This window comes from Bacillus sp. DJP31 (genome assembly GCF_049310945.1).
Lineage (GTDB): Bacteria > Bacillota > Bacilli > Bacillales > SA4 > Bacillus_BS.
In genome coordinates this window covers 209,196-231,719 of the sequence record NZ_JBMERO010000001.1, presented here as the reverse complement: position 1 = coordinate 231,719, position 22,524 = coordinate 209,196, and the positions used below count along the sequence as shown (strand labels likewise).

Annotated in this window: 19 protein-coding genes; all 19 read left to right on the top strand. The window is 37.7% G+C overall.

The genetic code is table 11. The annotated features are described in order from the left end of the window. The first annotated feature begins 41 nt into the window (after positions 1-41). The 19 genes from ACOI1C_RS01165 to asd all read left to right on the top strand — a co-directional run bounded on the left by ACOI1C_RS01165 (position 42) and on the right by asd (position 22,452). Positions 42-1,739: a proline--tRNA ligase gene (locus ACOI1C_RS01165; RefSeq protein WP_422507145.1), complete on the top strand. Its 1,698-nt coding sequence runs from the start codon at positions 42-44 to the stop codon at positions 1,737-1,739. A gap of 115 nt (positions 1,740-1,854) precedes the next feature. Continuing rightward, the gene (locus tag ACOI1C_RS01160; protein WP_422507616.1) at positions 1,855-6,129 is read left to right on the top strand and encodes a PolC-type DNA polymerase III; all 4,275 of its coding nucleotides are present in this window, start codon (positions 1,855-1,857) and stop codon (positions 6,127-6,129) included. 562 nt (positions 6,130-6,691) lie between these two features. Beyond that, positions 6,692-7,165: a ribosome maturation factor RimP gene (gene rimP, locus ACOI1C_RS01155; RefSeq protein WP_422507143.1), complete on the top strand. Its 474-nt coding sequence runs from the start codon at positions 6,692-6,694 to the stop codon at positions 7,163-7,165. A gap of 57 nt (positions 7,166-7,222) precedes the next feature. Next, positions 7,223-8,320, top strand: coding sequence for a transcription termination factor NusA (nusA, locus tag ACOI1C_RS01150; RefSeq protein WP_422507141.1), 1,098 nt, complete (start codon positions 7,223-7,225; stop codon positions 8,318-8,320). A gap of 13 nt (positions 8,321-8,333) precedes the next feature. After that, positions 8,334-8,612, top strand: a complete 279-nt coding sequence (gene rnpM / locus ACOI1C_RS01145; RefSeq protein WP_422507140.1) for an RNase P modulator RnpM — start codon at positions 8,334-8,336, stop codon at positions 8,610-8,612. Further along, entirely contained in the window at positions 8,609-8,914 is a 306-nt protein-coding gene (locus ACOI1C_RS01140; protein WP_422507138.1) for a YlxQ family RNA-binding protein, read from the top strand. Before rnpM ends, ACOI1C_RS01140 begins: the two co-directional genes overlap by 4 nt. A gap of 16 nt (positions 8,915-8,930) precedes the next feature. Further along, a complete protein-coding gene (infB, locus tag ACOI1C_RS01135) occupies positions 8,931-11,111 on the top strand; it encodes a translation initiation factor IF-2 (RefSeq protein WP_422507136.1) in 2,181 nt (726 codons plus the stop codon). Further along, complete coding sequence (locus ACOI1C_RS01130) at positions 11,111-11,389, top strand: DUF503 domain-containing protein (protein ID WP_422507134.1); 279 nt, start codon at positions 11,111-11,113, stop codon at positions 11,387-11,389. Before infB ends, ACOI1C_RS01130 begins: the two co-directional genes overlap by 1 nt. Before the next feature lie 15 nt (positions 11,390-11,404). Then, the gene (gene rbfA / locus ACOI1C_RS01125) at positions 11,405-11,764 is read left to right on the top strand and encodes a 30S ribosome-binding factor RbfA (RefSeq protein ID WP_422507132.1); all 360 of its coding nucleotides are present in this window, start codon (positions 11,405-11,407) and stop codon (positions 11,762-11,764) included. A 123-nt stretch (positions 11,765-11,887) separates the two neighbouring features. After that, positions 11,888-12,796, top strand: a complete 909-nt coding sequence (truB, locus tag ACOI1C_RS01120; RefSeq protein WP_422507130.1) for a tRNA pseudouridine(55) synthase TruB — start codon at positions 11,888-11,890, stop codon at positions 12,794-12,796. A 29-nt stretch (positions 12,797-12,825) separates the two neighbouring features. Beyond that, positions 12,826-13,773: a bifunctional riboflavin kinase/FAD synthetase gene (ribF, locus tag ACOI1C_RS01115; RefSeq protein WP_422507128.1), complete on the top strand. Its 948-nt coding sequence runs from the start codon at positions 12,826-12,828 to the stop codon at positions 13,771-13,773. A gap of 122 nt (positions 13,774-13,895) precedes the next feature. Then, positions 13,896-14,165 (top strand): 30S ribosomal protein S15, encoded by a 270-nt coding sequence (gene rpsO / locus ACOI1C_RS01110; RefSeq protein ID WP_422507126.1) that lies wholly within the window; start codon positions 13,896-13,898, stop codon positions 14,163-14,165. Positions 14,166-14,490: 325 nt separating this feature from the next. Further along, a complete protein-coding gene (pnp, locus tag ACOI1C_RS01105; RefSeq protein WP_422507124.1) occupies positions 14,491-16,605 on the top strand; it encodes a polyribonucleotide nucleotidyltransferase in 2,115 nt (704 codons plus the stop codon). A gap of 168 nt (positions 16,606-16,773) precedes the next feature. Next, a complete protein-coding gene (locus ACOI1C_RS01100; RefSeq protein WP_422507122.1) occupies positions 16,774-17,748 on the top strand; it encodes a polysaccharide deacetylase family protein in 975 nt (324 codons plus the stop codon). Positions 17,749-17,791: 43 nt separating this feature from the next. Next, positions 17,792-19,033, top strand: a complete 1,242-nt coding sequence (locus tag ACOI1C_RS01095; RefSeq protein WP_422507120.1) for a M16 family metallopeptidase — start codon at positions 17,792-17,794, stop codon at positions 19,031-19,033. Between the two features lie 262 nt (positions 19,034-19,295). Continuing rightward, positions 19,296-19,568, top strand: a complete 273-nt coding sequence (locus ACOI1C_RS01090; protein WP_422507118.1) for a YlmC/YmxH family sporulation protein — start codon at positions 19,296-19,298, stop codon at positions 19,566-19,568. Positions 19,569-19,770: 202 nt separating this feature from the next. Then, positions 19,771-20,670: a dipicolinic acid synthetase subunit A gene (gene dpaA, locus ACOI1C_RS01085; protein ID WP_422507614.1), complete on the top strand. Its 900-nt coding sequence runs from the start codon at positions 19,771-19,773 to the stop codon at positions 20,668-20,670. After that, the gene (locus ACOI1C_RS01080; protein ID WP_422507116.1) at positions 20,670-21,272 is read left to right on the top strand and encodes a dipicolinate synthase subunit B; all 603 of its coding nucleotides are present in this window, start codon (positions 20,670-20,672) and stop codon (positions 21,270-21,272) included. The genes dpaA and ACOI1C_RS01080 overlap by 1 nt, the downstream gene beginning before the upstream one ends. Positions 21,273-21,408: 136 nt before the next feature. After that, positions 21,409-22,452: an aspartate-semialdehyde dehydrogenase gene (asd, locus tag ACOI1C_RS01075; protein WP_422507114.1), complete on the top strand. Its 1,044-nt coding sequence runs from the start codon at positions 21,409-21,411 to the stop codon at positions 22,450-22,452. Positions 22,453-22,524: the final 72 nt, after the last annotated feature.

The following is a 22,524-nucleotide window of genomic DNA, read 5'->3' as shown; positions in this document are numbered from 1 at the left end:
AAGATATTTACAGTTTCTATACTTATAATGAGGTGCAATAGATGAAACAAAGTATGATGTTTATTCCAACACTTAGAGAAGTACCTGCGGATGCAGATGTTAAAAGTCACCAGCTTTTACTCCGTGCCGGATTTATCCGTCAAAACTCAGCAGGTGTATACAGCTTCCTACCACTCGGAAATAAAGTTCTTCAAAAAGTTGAGCAGATTGTCCGCGAAGAAATGGAACTAGCAGGAGCAGTGGAACTTTTTATGCCCACCCTACAACTAGCTGAGCTTTGGCAGGAATCGGGTAGATGGTACTCGTATGGACCAGAAATGATGAGAATGAAAGACCGTCATAACCGGGAGTTCGCACTTGGACCGACTCATGAAGAAATGATTACAAGCCTAGTAAGAGATGAAGTTAACTCATATAAAAAACTACCGCTAACTCTTTTTCAAATACAGACGAAATTTAGAGATGAAAAAAGGCCGCGTTTTGGTCTTTTACGTGGAAGAGAATTCATTATGAAGGATGCTTATTCATTCCACGCCACGGCAGAAAGCTTAGATAATGTTTACCAAAAAATGTTTAACGCATATTCAAATGTATTCACGCGGATAGGCCTGAACTTTCGAGCAGTCATTGCAGATTCTGGTGCAATGGGTGGAAAAGACACACATGAATTTATGGTTTTATCGGAAATTGGTGAAGATACGATTGCCTATTCCGACTCTTCAAATTTTGCAGCTAATATTGAAATGGCACCTGTCAATATTACATATGAAAAGAATTCAGAACAACAGGATAAATTAATGAGAGTGGAGACACCAAATCAAAAGTCTATTCAAGAGGTTTCATCTTACCTAAAGTTGGCGCCTGAACAATGTATTAAATCTATACTTTTTAAAGTAGATGACCAATACAAACTTGTCCTGGTTCGTGGAGATCATGAAGTAAATGACGTGAAGATAAAAAATCTATTTGCTGCATCTGTCGTTGAATTAGCAACTTCAGAAGAGGCAAAAGAAATTCTAGGTCCCATTGGATCAATAGGACCTGTTAATGTTCCTCCTTCTGTTCAGGTTGTTGCAGATTATGGGGTTCAATTCTGTACAAATGGTGTTTGTGGAGCGAATGAAGAAGGGTTCCATTATACAGGCTTCAATCCTGATCGTGACTTACCACTTGCTCAATATGAGGATATTCGTTTTATTCAAGAGGGAGATCCTTCACCAGATGGCGAGGGCACAATTGTTTTTGCAAAGGGTATTGAGGTTGGTCACGTATTTAAATTAGGCACACGATACAGTGAGTCAATGAATGCAACAATTTTAGATGAAAACGGTAAGGCAAAACCGATGATCATGGGCTGTTACGGAATAGGAGTATCAAGAACTGTCGCAGCTATTGCGGAACAATTCAATGATGAATTCGGCTTAGTATGGCCAGAAGCAGTCGCTCCATTTGATCTACATGTTATTGTCGTAAATCCAAAGCAAGATGACCAAAGATCACTAGCTGAAGAGTTATATGAGAATCTAAAAAAGAAGTATGAGGTTCTGTATGACGATCGCCAAGAACGACCAGGAGTGAAATTTGCTGATGCAGATCTAATCGGATTGCCGATTCGAATTACTATTGGCAAGCGTGCATCAGAAGGAATCGTTGAGCTAAAGTTTCGCTCAAGCGGAGAATCAATGGAAATAAATACTGAAAATTTATATGAGACAATTTCAAAATATATTGTAAAATAGAAATAGACACAAGGAAGGTACCTCTTTAGTTTTAGAGGTACCTTCCTATTTGGAAAAATTCGTTGTACATGGAGAGAGGAGAAATCTATCCGTGATAGAGCTTTCACAAGAGCAAATGAACCGTTTCGAAATATTACTTACTCAAATGAATGTAACCAATGAAATAAAAGAGTACTTCCAAGATGCAGGCATTGAGAAATTGACTGTGCAAACACAATTGAAATCATGGCATTTTACTTTTGTTTGGTCTCGTCTAATTCCGGCACCGATTTTTGAAGTTTTCTCTTCGCAGCTGGTACAAACTTTTTCTCATATCGCACAAGTAAGTTTCTCCGTTAAAACAAGGGAAAAGACTATACTTGAAAAAGATGTAATTGACTATTGGCCAATCTGCATTACGCATCTTGGGTCTGTATCACCCATGTTTTTACCATTGTTGAAGGAACAAAGCCCGACTTTACAAGGGGCAAAAATTATTATAAAGTCACGAAATGATGCTGAAGCAATCTCTGTTAAGAAAAAATACGGACAAGCTATAGCCTCACAGTTTGTGAGGTTCGGATTCCCACATCTTCAGTTAGATACAATCATTGAATTTTCAACAGAAGAAAAGGAAAAATTTGAAGCACTAAAAGAACTGGAAGATCGCTCTAAGGTTCTAGAAGCAATAACAGAAATGCAAAAGAGAGACAAGGGCAATCCTACGGAGCATCAAGGGCCATTAACAATAGGCTATAGTATCAAAGAAGAGCCCGTGACCATCCATTCTATTCAAGAGGAAGAAAGAAGAGCGATTGTACAGGGGTATGTTTTCCATGCTGAAACAAAGGAATTAAGAAGTGGACGACACCTTGTTACTTTTAAGATAACAGATTACACAAGCTCGATCTTAGTGAAAATGTTTTCAAGAGATAAAGAGGATGTTCCTTTATTACAATCGATTAAAAAGGGAATGTGGTTAAAAGTCAGAGGTGGAGTCCAAAACGATACATTCGTGCGAGACCTCGTTATGATGGCTAATGATATTCAAGAATTTTCCCCTAAACAAAAAGTAGATACCGCTCCAGAAGGTGAAAAACGTGTAGAGCTCCACTCACATTCACCAATGAGTCAAATGGATGCTATCACGCCTGTGGGGAGATTAATTGAGCAAGCAAAAAAATGGGGTCATAAAGCTTTTGCCCTAACGGATCACGCCGTTGCACAATCGTTTCCAGAAGCCTACTCTGCTGGAAAAAAACACGGAATAAAAGTTATCTATGGGATAGAAGCGAATTTAGTGAATGATGGTGTTCCAATTGCATATAACGAAGAGCATCGTTTATTATCAACGGATACCTATGTCGTATTTGACGTTGAGACAACGGGCTTATCAGCTGTGTATGATACGATTATTGAACTTGCTGCGGTTAAGATTAAAGAAGGGCAAATCATAGATCGTTTTGAATCGTTTGTTAATCCGCATCACAAATTGTCGGCTACAACCATTGAATTAACAGGTATAACGGATGATATGGTTTGTGTGGCTCCAGAAGTGAAGGATGTTCTCGAGAGGTTTAGAAGTTGGATGGAAGATTGTACCTTAGTTGCGCATAACGCAAGCTTTGATATGGGCTTTTTAAATGTCGGGTTGAAAAAAGCAGGCTATGAAAAAGTACAAAATCCAGTAATTGATACACTAGAACTAGGTAGATATCTTTATCCTACCATGAAAAATCATCGCCTAAATACACTTTGTAAGAAGTTTGATATTGATCTAACACAGCACCACCGTGCTATTTATGACGCAGAGGCTACGGGTTATCTTCTAATGAAAATGTTAAAAGATAGCTTAGAAAAGGGAATCGAGTATCATGATGGGCTAAATGAAAATATGGGCCAGGGTAATGCTTATCAGCGCTCAAGACCCTATCATATGACCATACTAGCCAAGGATGAGATTGGACTTAAAAATTTGTATAAACTCATTTCCATGTCCCATCAGGATTATTATTATCGTATCCCTCGAATTCCGCGCTCAAAGTTTGCAAAGTTTAGAGAAGGACTACTAGTGGGATCTGCCTGTGATAAAGGGGAAGTATTTGAAGCTATGATGCAGAAATCCCATGAAGAGGCGGAGGCAGTTGCTCAATTTTATGATTATATTGAAGTGCAACCACCAGAAGTCTATTCTCGTCTACTAGAGCTTGAGCTGGTAAGGGATCAAAAGGCCTTATTAGATATCATTTCTAATATAGTAAAGTTAGGTGATAAATTAGGAAAGACTGTTGTCGCTACAGGAAATGTTCATTACTTAGAGCCTGAAGACTATATTTATCGGAAGATTTTAGTGAGAGCACAAGGTGGAGCTAATCCATTAAATCGCCATGAGTTACCTAAGGTCCATTTTAGAACAACGAACGAGATGCTAGATGCGTTCTCTTTTCTCGGTACCGAAAAGGCTAAAGAAATCGTTGTGACCAATACAAATTATATGGCTGACTTAATCGGTGATGTGAAGCCGATTAAAGACGATCTATATACTCCAAAGATTGAAGGAGCAGATGAAGAAGTTCGTAGCATGAGTTATGCTCAATCCCGTGCAATTTATGGAAACGATCTTCCTGATATCGTTGAAGCACGTCTTGAAAAAGAATTAAAATCTATCATTGGACACGGATTTGCCGTAATTTATTTAATTTCTCATAAACTCGTAAAAAAATCCCTAGATGATGGCTATTTAGTTGGATCACGTGGATCTGTCGGTTCTTCATTCGTGGCGACCATGACCGAAATCACAGAAGTAAATCCTTTACCACCTCACTATATTTGTCCAAAGTGCAAGCACTCCCACTTCTTTGATGATGGATCAGTCGGATCAGGGTTTGACTTGCCTGATAAAGATTGCCCAGAATGTGGAGCTAAGTATAAAAAGGATGGTCATGATATTCCTTTTGAAACCTTCCTTGGATTTAAAGGGGACAAAGTTCCAGATATAGATCTTAACTTCTCTGGAGAATACCAGTCAATTGCACATAATTATACGAAAGTATTGTTTGGTGAGGATAATGTATTTCGAGCTGGTACTATCGGAACTGTGGCCGAGAAAACAGCATATGGCTATGTAAAAGGCTATGCAAGTGACAATAATTTAACGATTCGTAATGCTGAAGTTGATCGATTAGTTGCAGGATGTACGGGGGTAAAGAGAACAACAGGACAGCATCCAGGCGGCATTATTGTTGTGCCAGATTATATGGATGTGTATGATTTTACACCCATTCAATTTCCTGCAGATGATTCAACTTCTGAATGGAAAACAACTCATTTTGATTTCCATTCCATTCATGATAATTTATTGAAACTAGATATATTGGGTCACGATGACCCAACTGTGATTCGTATGCTTCAAGATCTAAGTGGAATTGATCCAAAAACAATTCCTACAGATGACCCTGAGGTAATGAAAATTTTCGCTAACACAAAATCACTTGGTGTAACAGAAGAACAAATTATGAGTAAAACAGGTACGTTTGGTATTCCGGAATTTGGAACAAAATTTGTTAGACAAATGCTTGATGAAACAAAACCGACTACGTTTTCTGAACTTGTTCAAATTTCAGGTCTATCTCATGGAACGGATGTATGGTTAGGAAATGCATCAGAGTTAATTGCGAACGGAACTTGTACATTAAGTGACGTAATCGGCTGTCGCGATGACATTATGGTTTATCTAATTTATGCAGGGTTAGAACCATCATTGGCTTTTAAAATCATGGAAAATGTTCGTAAAGGGAAGGGTTTGCCTGACGAATGGATTCAAGACATGAAACAAAACAGCGTTCCAGATTGGTACATTGATTCTTGTTTAAAAATCAAGTATATGTTCCCTAAAGCCCACGCGGCGGCCTATGTTCTAATGGCTGTCCGTATTGCCTATTTTAAAGTACATCATCCTATCCTTTATTACGCAGCTTATTTCACTGTCCGTGCAGATGACTTTGACATTGAAGCAATGGTAAGAGGTTCGAATGCGATACGCTCAAAAATTGATGAAATCAATGCAAAGGGACTAGAGGCTTCGACAAAGGAGAAAAGCTTATTGACCGTTTTAGAGCTTTCACTTGAAATGTGCGAAAGAGGTTTTTCATTCCAAAAGATAGATTTATACCGTTCTAGTGCGAATGAATTTATTGTGGAAGGAACAACTCTTATTCCACCATTTAATTCGATTCCAGGTTTAGGAACAAATGCAGCCTATAATATTGTAAAAGCAAGAGAAGCAGGCGAATTTTTATCAAAAGAAGATTTGCAACAGCGTAGTAAAATTTCAAAAACTATCCTTGAGTATCTTGATAACCAAGGTTGCTTAGAATCCCTACCCGATCAGAACCAGCTTTCGTTGTTTTAAGGAGTATAAGAGCCTGTTCAAAAAGGAGGACAAAAAGAGCAAAGAAGTTCAAGGAAGCGAAGTCTTGAGCACCGGAGCGTATGTTTTGTATACGTGAGGAGCGGAAAGACGAGCTGACGAAGAAATTCGAAGCTATTTTTGCCGGACTTTTTGAACATCCTCTATAAGGTAAATAAAAAATAGGGTTAAAATAAATGGGTCTTATTTAGCTCCAGAGTCCGGCTCCTCAAGGGTCAAATAACCTGAAAAAAGGAAAAATGGAAAACCACCCTTTTAATATTTTCAAGAACATTTGCTTGACGGGTCTAAACAAGGCACTTGCGCTTTTCATGTATCGATTGCATAAAATACATGATTATGTTATAGTTTACTAGGATATGCTATGAATAGGTCAGTGATGGAGAGTGGGGAAACCCACTCTTTCGTTTTACTATCAAGTGTTTTTCTACATATTGAATATACTCCATGCGCTAGTTTGTGGGATTATTCATCAATTAACTAAAAGTAAGTGATTGCTTTAGCACGCTTCGTTCTTAAGGTGATTTAGAGAAGGAGGGTATGAATGAGTAAAAAAGTAACGGATATAATTGAAGAATTAGTTTCCCCTATTCTAGAAGAACTTCAATTAGAATTAGTAGATGTTGAATATGTTAAAGAAGGAAAAGATTGGTTCGTAAGAGTATATATAGATTCAAGTGTAGGCATAGATATTGAACAATGCGGAACTGTTAGTGAACGGTTAAGTGAAAAACTTGATGATTTGGACCCAATTCCCCATCTTTATTTTCTTGAGGTTTCATCACCTGGTGCTGAACGCCCTCTTAAGAAACCAAAGGATTTTGAAAAGGCAATTGGTAAACAAGTATATATAAAAATGTATGAACCAATTGAAGGGGAAAAGCAATTTGAAGGTGTGCTAACAAGCTTTGTTGAAGGGCTTGTTACCATTACGTATTTGGTGAAAACGAGGAAAAAGGTTATTACAATACCTTATGAAAAGGTGGCTAGTGCCCGCCTTGCCGTTACCTTCCATTAGATCTGTTAGTTAGTGCTAAGCTTTAAATTGATTATTAAATAAAGGGGGATCAAATAAATGAGCAATGAACTTTTAGATGCCCTAACAATGCTTGAAAGAGAAAAGGGTATTAGTAAAGAGATTTTACTTGATGCAATAGAAGCAGCACTAATTTCTGCTTATAAACGAAACTTTAATCAAGCGCAAAACGTGCGAGTGGATGTGAATCCTGAACGCGGTTCAATGAAGGTGTACGCCCGAAAAGATATCGTTGATGACGTTTTCGATCCAAGACTTGAGATATCTGCTGAACAGGCTAGGTTAATAAATCCTTCTTACCAAGTTGGAGATATCGTTGAAATAGAAGTAACTCCGAAAGACTTTGGTAGAATTGCTGCCCAAACCGCGAAACAAGTAGTGACTCAGCGTGTTCGTGAAGCAGAAAGAGGTGTGATATACACCGAATTTATTGATCGTGAAGAAGATATTATGACTGGAATTGTTCAACGTCAGGATTCGCGTTTTATCTATGTGAATCTTGGGAAAATAGAAGCGTTGTTGCCAGCCGCAGAACAAATGCCAAATGAAAGCTATAAGCCACATGATCGAATTAAAGTATTTCTTACGAAGGTTGAAAAGACAACAAAGGGTCCTCAAATTTTCGTTTCACGAACACATCCAGGACTTTTAAAGCGATTATTTGAGCTTGAAGTACCTGAAATATACGATGGAACTGTTGAAATCAAATCGGTTGCTCGTGAAGCTGGAGATCGCTCGAAAATCTCCGTTCATTCTGATAACAGGGACTTAGATCCAGTTGGTTCTTGTGTAGGACCAAAAGGACAACGAGTACAAGCTATCGTCAATGAACTAAAAGGTGAAAAAATTGATATTGTAAAATGGTCGAAAGATCCTGTGGACTTTGTAGCCAATGCTCTTAGCCCTTCACAAGTCGATGAAGTTATCGTAAATGAGGATGAAAAGGCAACGACAGTTATTGTACCTGACAATCAGCTTTCTCTTGCGATTGGTAAGCGAGGTCAAAATGCACGCTTAGCGGCTAAATTGACTGGATGGAAAATTGATATAAAAAGTCATTCTGATGCTGTGAAATTAGGGCTTACAGGTTCTGGAGTAATAATGGAAGAAAATTTGTCGGCTGATGAATTGGAGTAAGAGGTGAAGAAAGGTGAGCAATCGCAAGATTCCCTTAAGGAAATGTGTAGCGAGTCAAGAGATGAAACCGAAAAAGGAACTCATTCGAATCGTCCGCTCAAAAGAAGGGGAAGTTTTCATTGATTTAACCGGAAAAATGGCAGGGCGAGGGGCTTATTTAAGTAAAAATAAAGACATTGTTCTCCAGGCAAGAAAGAAAAATGCCTTAGCAAGTCACTTAAAAGCGAATGTTGATGACTCCCTTTATGAGGAATTGCTTGCTTTAATCGAGAAGGAGAACCATCCATTATGAATCAACAACCATGGAAATCTCTTTTAGGATTAGCGGCTCGGGCACGGAAGATTACCACTGGAGAAGAATTGGTCGTAAAAGACATTCAACGTAATAAGGTAATGCTTGTTCTTTTATCAAGTGATGCCTCTAAAAATACTGAAAAGAAAATTACGGATAAATGTACTTATTATAATATACCGCTTCGTCGTGTTGAAGATCGATACGAACTAGGACAGGCGATTGGAAAAGATTCAAGAGTTGTCGTTGGAATACAAGATGAGGGATTTGCCAAGAAGCTTGACACATTGCTCGAGGAATAAATTCGGGGGTGAACGTATGAGTAAAATTCGCGTTTATGAGTATGCAAAAAAACAAAACATCTCAAGTAAAGAAGTGATTAATATATTGAAAGAACTAAATGTAGAAGTTTCTAATCATATGACAACCATAGAAGACGATATTGTGAAAGAATTAGATCAACGTTTCTCAAAGACTGACGAAAAGCAAGAATCTACTTCAACGAACATTAGCTCTATTTCAGAGCAGAAAACAGAAAATAGTGAAGTAGACCTGCAGCAAGATACAGGTAATGTGTATGAGGAAGACGAAGTTGACACAGTTACTAATGCTCCTCGAAAGAAGAAGGGCGCTAACTCTCGAAAAGAGAAAGACAATAAAAAGTCTGGTCAGCAAGAACAAGCTACCTTTCAAAAAAATCGTCACAAGAGTAGTGGAAAGCAAGCGACTCAGCCTAAAGTACTCGAATTACCTGAAAAAATCACATTTTCTGGTTCTTTAACAGTTGCAGAAATCGCAGGTAAACTAGGGAAAGAGTCTTCAGAAATTATCAAAAAACTCTTTAAACTTAATGTCATGGCAACTATCAACCAAGAACTTGACAAGGACACGATTGAGTTAATTGCTACAGATTACGGTGTAGAGGTAGAAGAAGAAATCGTATATGAGGAAACTGAATTTGAAGGATATGTCATGGAAGAAAATCCGGATAATCTGCAAATTCGTCCTCCTGTTGTTACTATAATGGGGCACGTAGATCATGGGAAAACAACATTACTTGATTCCATTCGTAATACAAAGGTTACAGAAGGTGAAGCTGGTGGGATCACTCAGCACATTGGTGCGTATCAGGTTGTAGTAAATGATAAAAAGATCACTTTTCTAGATACACCTGGACATGCTGCATTCACAACAATGCGTGCAAGAGGTGCTCAAATTACCGATATTACTATTTTGGTTGTTGCAGCAGATGATGGTGTAATGCCTCAAACGGTTGAAGCAATCAGCCATGCAAAAGCAGCGGGAGTACCAATAATTGTTGCTGTGAATAAGATGGATAAACCATCTGCCAATCCTGATCGTGTCATGCAAGAGTTAACAGATCGTGGCTTAGTTCCCGAAGCTTGGGGTGGAGAAACCATTTTTGTTCCTGTTTCTGCCCTTAAAGGTGAAGGAATTGACGATCTTTTGGAAATGATTGTATTAGTAAGCGAAGTAGAGGAATGGAAAGCCAATCCGACTAGTTTTGCGACAGGAACTGTTGTAGAAGCACAATTAGATAAAGGTCGTGGATCAGTTGCTACTCTACTCGTTCAAAATGGTACGTTAAGAGTAGGTGATCCAATTGTAGTAGGTAATGCATTTGGACGTGTTCGTGCTATGGTCAATGACATTGGACGACGCGTGAAGGAAGCTGGGCCTTCGACGCCTGTTGAGATTACAGGTCTAAATGAAGTTCCATTAGCAGGAGATCATTTTATGGTATTCGCTGATGAAAAAATGGCAAGATCAGTTGGAGAAGCACGTGCTCAAAAGCAATTAGTTGCGCAACGTGGTGATCGAGCGAAGCTAAGTTTAGAAGATTTATTTGAACAAATTAAACTGGGCGAAATTAAAGATATTAACATTATCGTCAAAGGAGATGTTCAAGGATCTGTCGAAGCACTTTCTGCATCTCTTCAAAAAATTGAAGTAGAAGGCGTTCGAGTAAAGATTATTCTGACAGGTGTTGGAGCTATTACTGAATCTGACATTATCCTCGCTTCAGCATCAAACGCTATTGTGATTGGCTTTAATGTTCGACCTGATGTAAATGCAAAGAAAACGGCAGAACAAGAAAAAGTAGATGTTCGCCTTCACAGAATCATTTATAATGCGATCGATGAAATAGAATTGGCCATGAAGGGAATGCTAGATCCTGAGTTCGAAGAGAAAGTGATTGGTCAAGCAGAAGTTCGAACAACCTTTAAAGTATCAAAAGTAGGAACCATTGCAGGGTGCTACGTAACTGATGGTAAGGTAACAAGAGATAGTGGTGTGCGTATAGTTCGTGATGGAATTGTCATCTTCGAAGGAAAGCTCGACACTTTAAAACGCTTTAAAGACGATGTAAAAGAAGTTGCTCAAAATTATGAGTGCGGTATTACCATTGAAAAATTCAATGATATTAAAGAAGGCGATGTCATTGAAGCGTATATTATGCAGGAAATTAAAAGATAATGATTGGCTTCGTCAATTGTGAGTGCTTTATATACGGTGCACAGTCCTTAAAGGATAAGCGTGCTGTATTACAGCGGGTTATGACGAGGCTTAAACAAAAATTTAATGTTTCGGTATCAGAAATTGACCATCAGGATAAATGGCAACGAACAACAATAGGAATCGTTGCCATCACATCTTCTAAAAAGATGACTGAAAGGGAATTGCAAAATTCTCTAAAGATGATAGATTCCTTTCCTGAAATTGAAAGAACCGTTACATCCTTTGAATGGTACTAGGGACGAGGTGATCGTATGAGTTTGCGTTCAACTAAAGTTGGCGAGCAAATGAAAAAAGAGCTTGGTGAGATTATCGGTCGTAAAATAAAAGACCCACGTATTGGGTTTGTTACCGTAACGGATGTAGAAGTTACAGGCGATCTTCAGCAAGCAAAAATATTTATTTCTGTTTTAGGTGATGATGTACAACGACAAAATACGTTAAAGGGTTTATCCAAGGCAACAGGCTTTATCAGGTCTGAGATTGGTCAACGTATTAGACTTCGTAAAACACCAGAAATCACCTTCGAGTTTGATGAATCAGTTGATTATGGGAATCGAATTGAATCATTATTGGCTGAATTAAACAAGGCCTCTAAGCATGATGAAACATAGGGTGATTCCAACAAAAATGGATAGACAAATTTGTCTATCCATTTTTACTATTTGTACTGTTATATTTGGACTTTACATTTGGAATGGCTAAAAAGGTAATGAATAGTCTAGGAGGTATTTATTATGGACGGTATACTTTTGCTAAATAAGCCTAAAGGGCTAACATCACATGATTGTGTCTTCAAAATCCGGAAAATTCTAAAGACCAAAAAGGTAGGGCATACGGGCACACTTGATCCTGATGTGACCGGTGTTTTACCTATTTGCATAGGTAGAGCTACAAAAATTGCAGAATTCATAACAGGAATGAGCAAAACATATGTTGGGGAAGTTACCTTAGGGTTTTCTACGACAACTGAAGACGCATCCGGAGAAATCATAGACAAAGTAGCGGTACATCGGACTATTAAAAAAGAAGAGATACAACTTGTCCTAGCCCAACTTACTGGAACACATTCACAGACACCGCCTATGTATTCGGCTGTTAAAGTAAATGGAAAACGTTTATATGAATACGCGAGAAAAGGAATAGAAGTCGAACGACCTTCAAGGGAAATCAAAATCCATGAACTGATACTACAAGATCCACAAGAAACGTACGAAGGTGAGTCCATCACTTTTTCATTTAAAGTTACTTGTAGCAAAGGGACGTATGTTCGAACACTAGCTGTCACAATTGGAGAAAAGTTAGGGTTTCCAGCACATATGTCTCATCTAATCAGAACTGCATCTGGATCTTTTCAACTTGAAGAGTGTTCTTCACTTGAGGAGATCGAAAAAGTGATGGGAGAAGGGAATATTCAGTCTCTATTAATCCCTATGGAACGGGCACTTATTCATTTGCCTAACCTACAAATTGATGATACAGTAGCAATGAAAGTAAAGAATGGAGCTGTCCTTGAAGTAAGCCCATTACTTTTTGACAAAGAACAATTGCTTATGACGGACATGTCAGGGGATGCTCTAGCCATTTATGAAAAACACCCTACTAAACAAGGGTTAATGAAACCAGTAAAGGTGCTTAGTATATAGAGGTTAAATTAGGAATTAGGTGATGTAACTTGGAAACGAAATTTATTAGCCATCCACCTCATATAAAGAGAGAGATGACAGTGCCAAAGGTGATGGCATTTGGCTATTTTGATGGTGTACATATAGGGCATCAAAGAGTGATACAGACTGCAAAAGAAATAGCTGAAAAGCAAAATATGACAAGTTCAGTTATGACTTTTAGTCCCCATCCATCTATCGTCTTACGAAGAGAGAATGCCATACAACATGCGATTACTCCATTGCATGACAAAATAGAGGCTATAGAGAAATTAGGAATCCATGAACTATATATTGTTGATTTTAATGAACAATTTTCACAGTTGCTGCCTCAACAATTTATAGATCAATATGTGATTGGTCTGAATTGTAAACATGTTGTTGCTGGATTTGATTTTACATATGGCAAAATGGGAAAAGGAACGATGGAAACCCTTCCATTCCATTCACGAGAACAGTTTAGTTCAACGATTGTTCCAAAGGTAGAACAAGCCAATGGGAAAATCAGCTCATCATTTATAAGGGACTTGCTAAGAACGGGTGATGTTAATCGTGTTCAGTTATTGCAGGGTAGACCTTACAAGATAAAAGGGCTAGTTGTAGATGGAGAAAAACGGGGTTCATCTATCGGATTCCCTACAGCTAATATTCATGTTGAGGAACCATATCTTATTCCACGCGTTGGTGTTTATGCGGTACAAATGAAAGTGAAAGATAAATGGTACAATGGTGTAAGTAATATTGGGTTCAAGCCTACATTCCACCAACATATGAGCAAAGTTACGATTGAAGTCCATTTATTTGATTTTAACGAGAACATATATGGAAGTAATATAGAGTTATTGTTTATTGAACGAATACGCGATGAACAGAAGTTTAATGGAGTTGAAGAATTAATATCAAGAATCAAAGTCGATGTTAACGAAGCAAAAAATCTTTTGAATACGGTGAAACGATAATTTACTTGCAAATTTCGTCGAGATTAGGTATGATAATTAACGTATGTTGAACCATTGCTTGGCAAGTCGAATCACCGACGCTTGCTCAGTAATTGGGGATGAAATTATAGGAGGTGAAAAGGATGGCCTTAACACAAGAGCGCAAGAACGAAATCATTAGTGAGTATAAAACTCATGAAAGTGATACTGGATCACCAGAAGTTCAAATTGCTGTCCTAACAGAGCAGATTAACACATTGAATGATCATTTACGTACTCATAAGAAGGATCACCACTCACGTCGTGGTCTTTTAAAGATGGTAGGTAAGCGTCGTAACTTACTTAACTATCTACGTAACAATGATGTTACTCGTTACCGTACGTTAATCAACAAGCTTGGTTTACGTCGTTAATAGTAGTAGCGTTTGTTTCTAAAAAAGCGGGATTGTAATCCCGCTTTTTTTTATCTAAAATAAAATTACCACATTTTTACGAATTCGCTACAAATTTCTACATTTTGTAGAAATTTATTTACATAGTGCTAACCAATTTGATATGTTTTAAATAATATAGGAAATACTACATAATGGCTTATTTTTTATAGGGATTTTTTTGTATAGTTTTTGGGGAGCAGTTTAATTTCTATCTCCATTAATGCTCTCGCTTTTTTTTAAAAAAGTAAGAAGGTATACATAGTGAATATTGAGTAATGATTTACAAGAGAGGGGCATTTATAATATGAAACAAGAAAAACAAGTCTTTTCAATGGATTGGGCAGGTCGTTCATTAACAGTTGAGGTAGGACAATTAGCAAAACAGGCTAACGGTGCTGTTTTAATTCGTTACGGTGATACCGCTGTTTTATCTACTGCAACGGCATCAAAAGAACCAAAAGATTTGAGTTTTTTTCCTTTAACGTGTAATTATGAGGAACGTTTATACGCTGTTGGGAAGATACCTGGAGGTTTTATTAAAAGAGAAGGCCGACCAAGTGAGAAAGCCATTTTAGCTAGTCGTCTAATTGATAGACCAATCCGTCCATTGTTCGCAGAAGGTTTTCGAAATGAAGTACAAGTTATTAGCATAGTAATGAGTGTGGATCAGAATTGTTCGTCTGAAATGGCAGCAATGTTTGGTTCGTCGTTAGCACTTAGTGTTTCCAATATTCCATTCAATGGACCTATTGCAGGTGTAATTGTAGGACGTGTAAATGGTGAATTTATGATCAACCCATCAGTTGAAATTTTAGAGCAGTCTGACATTCATCTTGTTGTAGCAGGTACAAAGGATGCTATTAACATGGTCGAAGCCGGAGCGAATGAAGTTACAGAAGAAGTAATGTTAGAAGCTATTATGTTTGGTCATGATGAAATCAAACGACTTATTGAATTCCAAGAAAAAATTGTTTCTGAAGTTGGGAAAGAAAAAATAGAAGTCGTACTTTATGAAGTCGACGCTGAAATTGAACAAGAAGTTAGAGCTTTAGCTGAAGATAAAATAAAATCAGCGGTACAAGTATTTGAGAAGCATGCACGAGAGGCTTCTATTAATGAAGTGAAAAAGGAAGTTTTTGCTCATTTTGAAGCAAAAGAAGCTGTAAGCAAAGTAGTGAAACAGGTGTCTGAGGTCCTTTACATGCTGGTTAAGGAAGAAGTTCGTCGTCTGATTACGCAAGACAAGGTTCGTCCTGATGGTCGTAAACAAGATGAAATCCGTCCGTTAGCTTCTGAAGTAGGTCTTCTTTCAAGAACACATGGTTCTGGTCTTTTTACAAGAGGACAAACCCAAGCCTTAAGTATCTGTACTTTAGGGGCTATGGGAGATGTACAAATACTTGATGGCATAGGTCTTGAAGAAGAAAAACGTTTTATGCACCATTATAATTTCCCTCAGTTTAGTGTTGGGGAAACAGGTCCGATTAGAGGCCCAGGACGTCGTGAAATAGGTCATGGTGCACTTGGAGAACGTGCTTTAGAGCCTGTTATTCCATCTGAAAAGGATTTTCCTTATACAATACGTCTAGTGTCAGAAGTTCTTGAATCAAATGGATCTACCTCGCAAGCAAGTATATGTGCAAGTACACTTGCAATGATGGATGCAGGTGTTCCAATTAAAGCTCCTGTTGCTGGGATTGCAATGGGTCTTGTTAAGAAGGGTCAAGACTACACGATTTTATCTGATATCCAAGGTATGGAGGACCATTTAGGCGATATGGATTTTAAGGTAGCTGGGACTGCAAAAGGTGTTACAGCTCTTCAAATGGACATTAAAATTGATGGACTTTCACGAGAAATATTAGAAGAAGCGTTAATCCAAGCTCGCATTGGCCGACTTCATATTTTAGATCACATGGTAAGTACGATAAGAGAGCCAAGAACAGAACTTTCACAATATGCACCTAAAATTTTAATGATGTCCATTAATCCTGATAAAATTAGAGATGTTATTGGACCAAGTGGAAAACAAATTAATAAAATCATTGAAGAAACTGGTGTTAAAATTGATATCGAGCAAGATGGAACAGTCTTTATTTCATCTATTAATGAGGAAATGAACCAAAGGGCAAAGAAAATTATTGAAGATATTGTTCGTGAAGTTGTTGTAGGGGAAATGTACTTAGGAAAAGTGAAGCGCATAGAGAAATTTGGTGCGTTTGTTGAATTATTCAGCGGGAAAGATGGACTCGTTCATATATCAGAGCTTGCAGAAGAACGTGTGGGTAAAGTAGAGGATGTCATTGCTATTGGAGATGAAATTCTCGTTAAGGTAACTGAGGTTGATAAACAAGGTAGGGTTAACTTATCACGCAAGGCAGTTCTTAAAGAACAAAAGGATGCAAATCCAACAACGTAAGTAAAAAACACGAAAAGCATTGTAAAAAGGAATTCTTTTTTTCTTTTGAAATAACGCATAATTGGAAGCTGGGGGAACCGGCTTCTTTTTGTTAAACACTCCTATTATACTTTTGGTTCTACCTTGTCCCCCATATACATAATTTTTAGTACAAAGGGGGATGTTATGATGAAAAGATTGTCAGTGCAGCTATTTGCTATTTCTTCAATATTATTACTTACTTTGGGATCCGTTCAAAATCCCTTTACTTCTAAATATGTATCACAATTAAAACAGTCTAGTATAGTAGTATCAAAGAATGTATCTGCGCTTTATTTAGAGATTGAAGAAAGAGCTTCAGAGTACGAAAAGGCTCCGCAAGATGCTGTGATAGATAAGGTATGGAAGGCAACACCTGGGTATAATGGATTAAAAGTGGATATTGATGCATCTTTCAGGAATATGGAAAAAAGTGGTTCCTTTGACCCGAAACAATTAATTTTTAAAGAAACGTCGCCTTCCATACACCTTAATGACTTGCCAGCGGAGCCCATTTATAAAGGTCATCCAGAGAAAAAAATGGTCTCTTTTATCATTAATGTTGCCTGGGGAAACGATTATCTCCCTCCTATGCTAGAGACGTTAAAAAAACATAAAGTAAAAGCAACCTTCTTTTTAGAAGGTAGATGGGTAAAAAGTAATCCAGACTTAGCTAAAATGATTGTAGATGCAGGACATGAGGTCGGCAACCATTCATACACACATCCAAATTTAAAAACACTCACTACCCCTTTAATTAGGGAGCAGCTTACTAAGACTAACAATGTGATAGAAGCCACTACTAGTCAGAAGCCGTTATGGTTTGCTCCGCCAAGTGGAAGTTATCGGCAAGATGTGGTAGATGTTGCATTAGAGTTAAATATGAGAACCGTTATGTGGAGCGTTGATACAGTTGATTGGCAAAAGCCAACTCCCTCTGTCTTAATAAATCGGGTAATGACAAAAATACACCCGGGAGCAATTATTTTAATGCACCCTACTGAAGCTACAGTAATTTCTCTCGATACATTAATTACAAAAATCAAAGAAAAGCAATATAAAATTGGAAGTGTAACTAATTTGTTGAATGAGAAGAGAACAGATACACATCCCTTCCAAAATTGATAAAAGACTAGTAGCTTATGTGATCTGATTAGGAGGAATTTTTTTGATAAAAAAATACACGTGTAAAAATGGTGTCAGAATTGTTCTAGAAAACATACCAACCGTAAGATCAGTGGCGATAGGTGTATGGATAGGAACGGGTTCAAGGAATGAAACGAAAGATGTAAACGGTATCTCTCACTTTTTAGAGCATATGTTTTTTAAAGGAACAAAAACACGCTCTGCTCGTGAGATAGCAGAATCCTTTGATAGTATAGGCGGACAAGTAAATGCATTTACATCAAAGGAATACACATGCTACTACGCCAAGGTTTTAGATGAACATTCCAATTATGCATTAGAAGTTTTAGCAGATATGTTTTTCAATTCTACTTTTGATGAAGAAGAATTAAAAAAAGAAAAGAATGTTGTTTTCGAAGAAATCAAAATGTATGAAGATACACCAGACGACATCGTTCATGATTTATTAAGTAGGGCTTCATATAAGGATCATTCTCTAGGATTTCCAATCCTAGGAACAGAGGAATCTTTAAATACTTTTAACGGGGACTCACTCCGACAATATATGAAAGAAACATACATACCTGATAATGTTGTTATTTCGGTTGCTGGTAACATAGAGGATTCATTCATTCAAGAGGTCGAAGGTTACTTTGGGGAATTTGCTGCTTCATCTGCTACAATGCCAGCAACTACAGAACCAATCTTTTACACAGATATGCTTTCGAGGAAGAAGGAAACAGAGCAAGCGCATCTTTGTTTAGGTTATAAAGGGTTACCCGTTGGAAACGAGGATATCTATAGCTTAATCGTTTTAAATAACGTTTTGGGTGGAAGCATGAGTAGCCGACTGTTTCAAGAAGTAAGAGAACAAAGAGGGTTAGCCTATTCGGTTTATTCCTATCATTCCTCTTATAAAGATAGTGGGATGCTCACTATTTATGGGGGTACAGGTAGCCAACAGTTAAACTTATTATATGAAACGATTCAGCAAACTTTAGCAACCTTAATGGAAAAAGGGATTACTTCTAAAGAACTTAAGAATAGTAAAGAACAAATAAAAGGAAATTTAATGCTAAGCTTAGAAAGTACAAATAGTCGAATGAGCCGAAATGGAAAAAACGAACTATTATTAAAAAATCATCGTACTTTAGACGACATCTTACAAAGTGTTGAAGAAGTAACGGAGCAATCGGTCAATAAGCTTTCACATAAAATCTTTGATTCCAAGCTTTCAGTGTCTTTAGTAAGTCCGGATGGCCTTCTTCCAGAAGCTTTACAATAATGTAAACCAATCCAAATGCCTATAAGAGCCTGTTCAAAAAGGAGGACAAAAAGAGCAAAGAAGTTCAAGGAAGCGAAGTCTTGAGCTACCTGCGCGTATGTTTTGTATACGTGAGGAGCGGAAAGACGAGCTGACGAAGAAATTCGAAGCTATTTTTGCCGGACTTTTTGAACATCCTCTATAAGATAAATTCTTATAGGCATTTTTTTTGTGCTTTGACGATACAATGATTAATAGATCGTCCAAAGTGAGGAGGCATCATATGAGACTAAGTGAGTTGAGTGGAAAAGAGATTGTAGACTTAAAAAAAGCTGAGCGATTAGGTGTTCTAGGCCAAACAGACCTTGAGATTGATGAGACTACCGGCCATATAAAGGCTTTTATTATTCCGACCCTTAAATGGTTTGGGTTCAGAAAGCAAGGTGCTGAACTTCGTGTATCGTGGCATCATATTAAAAAAATCGGGGCAGATATGATCATAATTGATATACCCGAAGAACAAGTTTACACAAATAAGTATGAGAATATGAAATAAAGAGTAATCGAGGGTCCTTCCGTAGCGAAGGGTCTTTTTTATTGGAATCAAATGTCTTAACTTTTACTTAAGTTTCACATAATGATTTTCAATCAATCACCTAATTTTCTTTCCTTACATAATATGAGGAAGTAAACACTACCTAAAACTACGTGTGGTTAGTAAGTAAAAGAAGAATACAAGAAGAAGGTGAATGAGAACCATGTTAACTGGATTGCATATTGCAGTAATTGGTGGTGATGCAAGACAGCTTGAAGTCATTCGCAAGCTGACAGAGTTGGATGCAAAGCTTTCTTTAGTTGGCTTTGAACAGCTTGATCATGGCTTCACTGGTGCTTTAAAGGAACAAATAGAAGAAGTAGACTTTTCACTCCTTGATGCAATCATTCTTCCTGTTGCAGGGACGAATAGTGAGGGCGAAGTAGATACCATTTTTTCTAATGAAAAGGTTGTAATCACAGAAGAATTAATCTCAAAAACTCCAAAACATTGTGCCATTTACTCGGGTATCAGTAATCAATATCTTGATGAACTGGTAAAAGTAACGGATAGAAAGCTTGTCAAGCTACTAGAACGTGATGATGTCGCTATTTATAATTCTATTCCAACAGTTGAAGGAACGATTATGATGGTCATTCAACATACAGAAATTACTATTCATAATTCCAATGTTGCGGTTTTGGGAATGGGTCGTGTAGGACTAAGTGTAGCTAGAACATTTGCTGTACTTGGTGCGAAGGTAAAGGTTGGTGCTAGAAAAAGTGAGCACATCGCGAGAATCTACGAAATGGGCATGAAGCCATTCGATCTATCAACCTTAGAACAAGAAGTGCACGATATCGATGTTTGTATAAACACGATCCCACACCAAATCGTAACAGCAAGCGTCATTTCAAAAATGCCATCTCATACATTAATTATTGACTTAGCCTCTAAGCCTGGTGGAACAGATTTTCGATATGCTGAGAAAAGAGGAATTAAAGCATTATTAGCACCGGGACTACCTGGAATTGTAGCACCTAAGACGGCCGGGCAAATTGTTGCAAATGTATTAATCCAATTACTGAGGGAAGATGCAACGGATAGAAAGGGGAATGCTTAATGACATCTCTAAAAGGAAGACGAATAGGTTTTGGATTAACAGGGTCCCATTGCACGTATGACGAAGTAATACCTCAAATAGAGCGTCTAATAGCAGAGGGTGCAGATGTTCGCCCAATAGTAACGCATACAGTTATGTCGACTGATACACGTTTTGGCGAAGGTGAGGATTGGGTAAAAAAGCTGGAAGAGATTACAGGTCATCAGATCATTGATTCTATTGTAAAAGCCGAGCCTCTAGGTCCAAAGATCCCACTCGATTGTATGGTTGTTGCCCCTTTAACGGGCAACTCAATGAGTAAATTTGCAAATGCTATGACTGATTCTCCCGTATTGATGGCAGCAAAAGCAACATTAAGAAATCAAAATCCAGTCGTTCTAGGCATATCTACAAATGATGCACTAGGTTTGAATGGGGTTAATTTAATGAGGTTAATGTCAACAAAGAACATCTATTTCATACCATTTGGTCAAGATTCTCCAGAAAAGAAACCAAACTCTATGGTTGCCAGGATGGATTCTTTGCTTGATACGGTCCTTGCTGCTTTAGAAGGTAAACAACTTCAACCAGTGATTGTAGAACGCTATTTAGATGAAAAATAAAATGATCGACATTTATAATACAAATATATATGATACAATTAAATCTATTAATTGAAGGAGAGAATAGACATTTTCTCCTTCATTTGTTTGCTTATTATTTTTTTGAATTTCCTAGTTGAAAGGGGTATATATATATATGGAAAAGGGTTTTCACGTTGCTGTTTTAGGTGCAACAGGCGCAGTCGGTCAACAAATAATTAAAACATTAGAGAATAGAGATTTTCCGATTTCAAAATTAAGTCTACTTTCCTCAAAGAGGTCGGCAGGGACTATGGTTTTGTTTAAAGGTGAAGAAATAATTGTACAAGAAGCAACACCTGATAGCTTTGAAGGTGTTCAAATAGCTCTCTTTAGTGCAGGTGGCGCAATATCTAAAGAGCTTGCACCAGAAGCAGTGAAAAGAGGGGCAATTGTAATCGATAATACTAGTGCATTTCGGATGGATGAAAGTACTCCATTAGTTGTTCCGGAAGTGAATGAACATGCACTCCACAATCATAATGGAATTATTGCCAATCCTAATTGCTCAACAATACAAATGGTTGTAGCCTTAGAGCCCATTCGGCAAGCATTCGGGTTAAAGCGAATTATTGTTTCAACCTACCAAGCTGTGTCAGGTTCTGGAACGGCAGCTGTGGAAGAACTTATGAACCAAACAAAGGCCATTTTAAATAATGAACCATTTACTCCAGAGATATTACCTGTAAAAGCGGACAAGAAAAAATATCAAATTGCATTCAATGTGATTCCTCAAATCGATCAATTTCAAGAAAACGGATTCACGTTTGAAGAAATGAAGATGATGAATGAAACAAAGAAAATCATGGGCATGCCAGAGTTGCAGGTTGCTGCTACTTGTGTCCGTCTTCCAGTTTCGACAGGACATTCTGAAAGCGTCTATATAGAAATTGAAAAAGGATCAATCACAGCTAGTGAAATCCAAAACTTACTTGCAAATGCACCGGGTGTAATTCTTGAAGACAATCCGAGTGAGCAAGTATACCCTATGCCTGCGGGTTGTGTAGGGAAAAATGATGTTTTTGTTGGTCGTATTAGGAAGGATCTTACAGAGGACAAGGGATTCCATTTGTGGGTTGTTTCAGACAATCTTCTAAAAGGTGCCGCTTGGAACTCAGTACAAATTGCTGAAAGTTTATTGAAATTAGGGATTGTAAAATAAAGAACAATAAATTGGGGTTGGCTACTTACCTAAGACAGTCTCTCCAACCTCCTACATCTAGATTGGGGTGGC

What these genes read in the sequence shown, in the direction of transcription:
- ACOI1C_RS01165 (WP_422507145.1), top strand. Translation starts at nt 42, where the DNA reads ATGAAACAAAGTATGATGTTTATTCCAACACTTAGAGAAGTACCTGCG.
- ACOI1C_RS01160 (WP_422507616.1), top strand. Translation starts at nt 1,855, where the DNA reads ATGAACCGTTTCGAAATATTACTTACTCAAATGAATGTAACCAATGAA.
- rimP (WP_422507143.1), top strand. Translation starts at nt 6,692, where the DNA reads ATGAGTAAAAAAGTAACGGATATAATTGAAGAATTAGTTTCCCCTATT.
- nusA (WP_422507141.1), top strand. Translation starts at nt 7,223, where the DNA reads ATGAGCAATGAACTTTTAGATGCCCTAACAATGCTTGAAAGAGAAAAG.
- ACOI1C_RS01140 (WP_422507138.1), top strand. Translation starts at nt 8,609, where the DNA reads ATGAATCAACAACCATGGAAATCTCTTTTAGGATTAGCGGCTCGGGCA.
- infB (WP_422507136.1), top strand. Translation starts at nt 8,931, where the DNA reads ATGAGTAAAATTCGCGTTTATGAGTATGCAAAAAAACAAAACATCTCA.
- ACOI1C_RS01130 (WP_422507134.1), top strand. Translation starts at nt 11,111, where the DNA reads ATGATTGGCTTCGTCAATTGTGAGTGCTTTATATACGGTGCACAGTCC.
- rbfA (WP_422507132.1), top strand. Translation starts at nt 11,405, where the DNA reads ATGAGTTTGCGTTCAACTAAAGTTGGCGAGCAAATGAAAAAAGAGCTT.
- truB (WP_422507130.1), top strand. Translation starts at nt 11,888, where the DNA reads ATGGACGGTATACTTTTGCTAAATAAGCCTAAAGGGCTAACATCACAT.
- rpsO (WP_422507126.1), top strand. Translation starts at nt 13,896, where the DNA reads ATGGCCTTAACACAAGAGCGCAAGAACGAAATCATTAGTGAGTATAAA.
- pnp (WP_422507124.1), top strand. Translation starts at nt 14,491, where the DNA reads ATGAAACAAGAAAAACAAGTCTTTTCAATGGATTGGGCAGGTCGTTCA.
- ACOI1C_RS01100 (WP_422507122.1), top strand. Translation starts at nt 16,774, where the DNA reads ATGAAAAGATTGTCAGTGCAGCTATTTGCTATTTCTTCAATATTATTA.
- ACOI1C_RS01090 (WP_422507118.1), top strand. Translation starts at nt 19,296, where the DNA reads ATGAGACTAAGTGAGTTGAGTGGAAAAGAGATTGTAGACTTAAAAAAA.
- dpaA (WP_422507614.1), top strand. Translation starts at nt 19,771, where the DNA reads ATGTTAACTGGATTGCATATTGCAGTAATTGGTGGTGATGCAAGACAG.
- ACOI1C_RS01080 (WP_422507116.1), top strand. Translation starts at nt 20,670, where the DNA reads ATGACATCTCTAAAAGGAAGACGAATAGGTTTTGGATTAACAGGGTCC.
- asd (WP_422507114.1), top strand. Translation starts at nt 21,409, where the DNA reads ATGGAAAAGGGTTTTCACGTTGCTGTTTTAGGTGCAACAGGCGCAGTC.